Source organism: Mesorhizobium sp. M7A.F.Ca.US.014.04.1.1 (assembly GCF_003998745.1).
Taxonomy (GTDB): domain Bacteria; phylum Pseudomonadota; class Alphaproteobacteria; order Rhizobiales; family Rhizobiaceae; genus Mesorhizobium; species Mesorhizobium ciceri.
The window spans coordinates 1-4434 of record NZ_RZRW01000469.1 but is presented as its reverse complement, the minus strand read 5'-3'; the positions used below and the strand labels follow the sequence as shown (position 1 = coordinate 4434).

At 65.1% G+C, this 4434-nt stretch carries 6 protein-coding genes; 1 reads left to right on the top strand and 5 read right to left on the bottom strand.

The window, feature by feature from the left end:
• Positions 1-117: 117 nt before the first annotated feature.
• Complete coding sequence (locus tag EOA22_RS25245; RefSeq protein ID WP_063169049.1) at positions 118-465, bottom strand: GFA family protein; 348 nt, start codon at positions 463-465, stop codon at positions 118-120.
• Between the two features lie 119 nt (positions 466-584).
• Here EOA22_RS25245 and EOA22_RS25240 point away from each other — a divergent pair, with 119 nt between their 5' ends.
• A complete protein-coding gene (locus EOA22_RS25240) occupies positions 585-1880 on the top strand; it encodes an amidase (protein ID WP_063169048.1) in 1296 nt (431 codons plus the stop codon).
• Between the two features lie 18 nt (positions 1881-1898).
• Here the strand turns inward: EOA22_RS25240 and EOA22_RS25235 are convergent, their stop codons facing one another.
• The 4 genes from EOA22_RS25235 to EOA22_RS25220 form a co-directional block, all read right to left on the bottom strand.
• The gene (locus tag EOA22_RS25235; RefSeq protein ID WP_063169047.1) at positions 1899-2279 is read right to left on the bottom strand and encodes a hypothetical protein; all 381 of its coding nucleotides are present in this window, start codon (positions 2277-2279) and stop codon (positions 1899-1901) included.
• A gap of 42 nt (positions 2280-2321) precedes the next feature.
• Positions 2322-3302 carry a hydroxyacid dehydrogenase gene (locus EOA22_RS25230; protein WP_127390289.1) on the bottom strand — a complete coding sequence of 327 codons (981 nt, stop codon included), beginning with the start codon at positions 3300-3302 and terminating at the stop codon, positions 2322-2324.
• Positions 3303-3307: 5 nt separating this feature from the next.
• A complete protein-coding gene (locus EOA22_RS25225) occupies positions 3308-4024 on the bottom strand; it encodes a FadR/GntR family transcriptional regulator (RefSeq protein WP_013529506.1) in 717 nt (238 codons plus the stop codon).
• Between the two features lie 2 nt (positions 4025-4026).
• Positions 4027-4434 (bottom strand): enolase C-terminal domain-like protein (locus EOA22_RS25220; RefSeq protein WP_281040785.1); only part of this gene is annotated, 408 nt, incomplete at its 5' end.

Here is a 4434-nt window from a genome sequence, read left to right as displayed (position 1 = left end):
GCCCGAAGCAGGCCGAGTAGCCTCGCCGCAATCAGGCTTCCCTGACACCTGCGCGTCGGCCCGAGAACCATCACGGTTTTCGGGTCGACGCCGTTGTGACGGCAGCGACGAGCGAACTCAGGCCGACCGCCCGTCGAAATCGAAGACCGACAGGGTCGAGGGGTCGAGATCGGCCACGCAGTTGATGTTGATGTAGGCGCTGCGTTCACGGCCCTCGCGGACATCCTCCGCAAAGGGATGGATGCCGCAGGCCCGGCAGAACCGGTGCGCGATGGCATGATTGCCGAATGTGTAGGTGCCCAAATCGTCGCCCCAGGCCAGGACCCGCAAGGTCCCGTGCGGGATGGCACACAACAGGGCGCCCTTGCGCGAGCAGATCGAGCAATTGCACCTGATGGCGCTGGTCAGTTCGGCCTTGAATTCGAAGGCGACCTTGCCGCAGTGGCAACTGCCTTTGTAGAGCATCGGATTTTCCTCGCATTCGACAGGGTGCAAAACCGTCTGCGCCGGGTTAAGTCTCGGCAAGCCAGGCACTGGCCGCTATCCCTTAAGACGTTCAAGGCGTCCGGAGTCCGACACCGAAAATGCAATCCGTCCGTGATCATCTGGAAACCATCCTTGCGCGCCTCGCCGCCCGTGCCGGCGAAGAGCGTGTGTTCACGAAGCTCTATGCCGAAGCCGCGCGGGCCGCGGCCGATGCCAGCGATGCGCGCAGCCAAGCCGGCGTGACGCTCGGGCCGCTCGACGGCAGCATCGTCTCGATCAAGGATTTGTTCGATGTCGCCGGCGAGCCAACCACGGCCGGCTCGCTGATGCTCAAGGCCGCAGCACCTCCGCTGCGCGATGCCGCGATCGTCAGCCGGCTGCGGCAGGCCGGCGCGGTTATCATCGGCAAGACCAACATGACCGAATTCGCCTTCACCGCGATCGGCGACAACCAGCATTTCGGCACGCCCGGCAATGCTGTGGACACCAATCGCATTCCGGGTGGTTCTTCCTCAGGCGCCGGCGTTTCCGTCGGCGAGCGCACGAGCGAAATATCGATCGGTTCCGACACCGGCGGTTCGATACGCATTCCGGCTTCACTCAACGGTGTCGTCGGCTTCAAGCCGACGGCGCGACGTGTGCCGCTCGCCGGCGCGTTCCCACTGTCGGCCACGCTGGACTCGATCGGTCCGCTTGCCCGAACCGTCGCCCAGTGTGCCGCCGCCGACGCCGTGATGGCCGGTGAGGTGCCGACCGCGCTGACGCCGATTGCCCTGGCAGGGCTTCGCATAGGCATTCCGCGCGGCGTCCTTTTCGAAGAGACGGAAGACGAGGTGGCGACCGCGTTCGACCGCTGCCTTGGCAAGATCGAGCAGACGGGCGCGCGGATCGAGGATCTGTCGATCGACGATCTGCTTGCCGATTTGCGCGCGGCCACCAAGCGTGGTTCGATCGCCGCGATGGAAGGGGCCGAAGTGCATGCCGACTGGCTGGCGACAGGAGCTTCGGTACCGGTCGACCCGCATGTCAGCGGACCTTTGTCGCGGGCAGCCATGCTGCCGACGCCTGTCTACATCCGGGCAATGCGCCGTCGTACAGCGCTCGCCGCCGCCATGGACGAGCGGCTGTCCTCGGTCGATGTGCTGGCCTTGCCGACCACACCGGTGACGGCGCCGACTATCGTCTCGATGTCTGACGACGCCGGGTTGCGTGACCGCACCGAAGGCCTGCTGCTGCGCAACACGCAGGTTGCCAACCAGTTCGATCTCTGCGCGATCTCGCTGCCGATGCCGAGCACTCAGCTGCCCGCCGGCTTGATGCTGGTGGCGCGCAACGGCCATGACCAACGCCTGCTGCGCATAGCAGCAGAGGTGGAGCAGCTGCTTGGCGCGTGAGCAGGGCTGAACCGCCCATCAGCGCGACGAACAGTGCTTGCGTTCGCTGTCCTTGGCGGTCCGTACGATACGGGTCGCGACCAGCCAGGGCAAATTGTACTCCTTGCCGGCGATCGTCTGGGTGCGGTGCTCGATCGAGCCCCTGACGACGATCTTGCCTGCATAAAGCGCGTCGGAAAGATCGGTTATGGCCTTGTCGGCCTGCGGCAGGCCGCTGGGGTCGATCGACACGCCCTTGATGATCGTCCCGGTGGCAAGGTCGAGTGCGCTGTTGGACGGGCAGGGCGCCTTGAAGCAGCGCAGCCCGTTGTCGCAATAGACATAACTGCTCTCGGCCGCGAATGCCGGCATGGCACAGAGCGAACAGGCAGCGACAAAGAGGAAGGCGAGACCGGGCATGGCTCTCAACGTCGCGGAGAATTGGGGCGAAACCGCGATGGGTTACAGGCTCGCCGGAAACCGCCGCCGATAGTGATCGACCACTTCTGGATTGCGCAGATTGACCGGCAGCTTGCCCGCCAGCACCAGCAGGGCTTCGCCCGCCGCGCCGACGCCCATGCGCATCATCGATTCCTCGGTGATCCCCGCCATGTGCGGCGTGACGATAACATTGTCGAAGCCGAAATAGGGATGGTTCGACGGCAGCGGCTGCGTCGCAAACACGTCGAGCGCGGCGCCGCCGATGCGCCGTTTCTGCAAGGCCTCGATCAGCGCGTCGTCGTCGACGACCGGTCCGCGCGACACGTTGATCAGCAGCGCCTGCGGCTTCATGCGGGCGATCCGCTCACGGTTGATCAGGCCGCGCGTTTCCGGCGTCAGCGGGCAGCACAGAACGATGATGTCGCTCTGCTCGACGAGAGCGTCGATCGACAGGAAGCCGACCTTGTCCGGCGCCGGCTGCATGCTGCGCGTCGTTGCCACCACCTTCAGGTCGAAGCCGTGCGCGGCGATATGGCCGACCGCCTGGCCGACGGCGCCGAGGCCGACGATGCCGATCGTCTTGCCGGCAAGCTCGCTGTTGGCGTTGGCGTGCTCGCGGCCGGCAAGCCAGCCTTTGGCGCGCAGGTCGCGGTCGACGACGCGGAAGTTGCGCAGAAAGGCGAGGGCCACGAACATGACGTGTTCGGCCACCGATCGGGCATTGACCGCCGGCACATTCGCCACCAGCACGCCGGCGGCCGTCGCTGCTTCCATCGGGATCATGTCGAGCCCGGCGCCATGACGGATTGCCGCCCGCAGCAGCTTTGCGCCGTCGAAAAGCTGTGGGGGCAGCGGCGCGCGCACGATGACGATGTCGGCATTTTTCGCCTCGGCGGCCAGCGTGGCCGGATCGATGGCGGAGGCGACGACGAGCTCGCCGGCGCCGGAGAGCATAGCCGAGGCGCGCGGGTGCAGAGGGTGCGTCGTGAGGATACGAGCCATGTCGGTCAGGCTTTTTCGAGCGCCGGGCTTTGCGGCTCCTCGCCATGGCCCTCGATCAGGCCCTTCCAGTAGCTCTCAGCGCCCTGCAGATGGGCGCTCATCAGCGCCTGTGCGAGATTGCCGTCGCGGCGCAGCAGCGCTTCATAGATCTGGATATGCTCGGCATGCGAGCGCACGTTGCGCTCGGGGTCGTTGAAATAGATCGGCAGGCGCTGCTCGCCCATCATGTAGTAGACGCTGCAGACATTGTGGAAGACGCTGTTCTTGGTGGCGCGCACGATTTCGAGGTGAAATTCGCGGTCTTCCCTGGCAAGCCCTTCGCCGGCGGCGATGCGCTCTTCCGAAGCCTTCAGGATTTCGCGCAGCCGCTCGAAATTCTCCTCGGTGGCACGCGAACAGGCAAGTTCGGCCGCCTTGATCTCGTGGATCTTGCGCAGTTCGACCGTCTCGTAGATCTGGATCGGGTCGAGCGGGAGGCCCGCGCGGGCAAAGAGCGCCATGGCCTCCACACTGGCCTGCTTGGTGTCGATGTAGATGCCGGATTTGGCCCGGCGCTCAACGATGCGCATGGCCTCCAGGATGGCCAGCGCCTCGCGGATCTGACCGCGGCTGACGGCGAAATGCTCCGCCAGTTCGCGCTCCGATGGCGTTCGGCCGCTCTCCTTGTCCGAATGGGAGAACAGGTAGGCAGCGAGTTCCGCGAGAAGGTTCTTTTCTTTCATCGTCAACCGCGTTGCGCGTGCGCCTCCAGGAACCGCTCCGAAATGGTGAATCCCAGACCCGGTTTTTCCGGGATCGCTATCATACCGTCCCTGGCTTCGACAGTCTCTTCGACCAGATCATGGATCATCGGGTTGGCGCCGAGCGAATATTCGACGGTGAAACTCGACGGCGAGGCGGCGCAGACATGCAAGCCTGCGAAAAAACAGGGCGCGCCGGCCCACAAATGCGGTGCAAAGCGCAGATTGAAGGCGCTGGCGATGGTGCCGATCTTCATCGCCTCGCTGATGCCGCCGCAGAAGGCGGGATCGGGCTGGAAGATGTCGGCGGCTTTGAGCACGGCAAGGTCGCGGAAGGCGTAGCGGGTAGCCTCGCTTTCGCCGGTGGCAATCGGAACGGCGCCACTTGCCCG

Coding starts and splice junctions, on each gene's coding strand:
- EOA22_RS25245 (WP_063169049.1), bottom strand. CDS start 465: ATGCTCTACAAAGGCAGTTGCCACTGCGGCAAGGTCGCCTTCGAATTC.
- EOA22_RS25230 (WP_127390289.1), bottom strand. CDS start 3,302: ATGGCTCGTATCCTCACGACGCACCCTCTGCACCCGCGCGCCTCGGCT.
- EOA22_RS25225 (WP_013529506.1), bottom strand. CDS start 4,024: ATGAAAGAAAAGAACCTTCTCGCGGAACTCGCTGCCTACCTGTTCTCC.
- EOA22_RS25240 (WP_063169048.1), top strand. CDS start 585: ATGCAATCCGTCCGTGATCATCTGGAAACCATCCTTGCGCGCCTCGCC.
- EOA22_RS25235 (WP_063169047.1), bottom strand. CDS start 2,279: ATGCCCGGTCTCGCCTTCCTCTTTGTCGCTGCCTGTTCGCTCTGTGCC.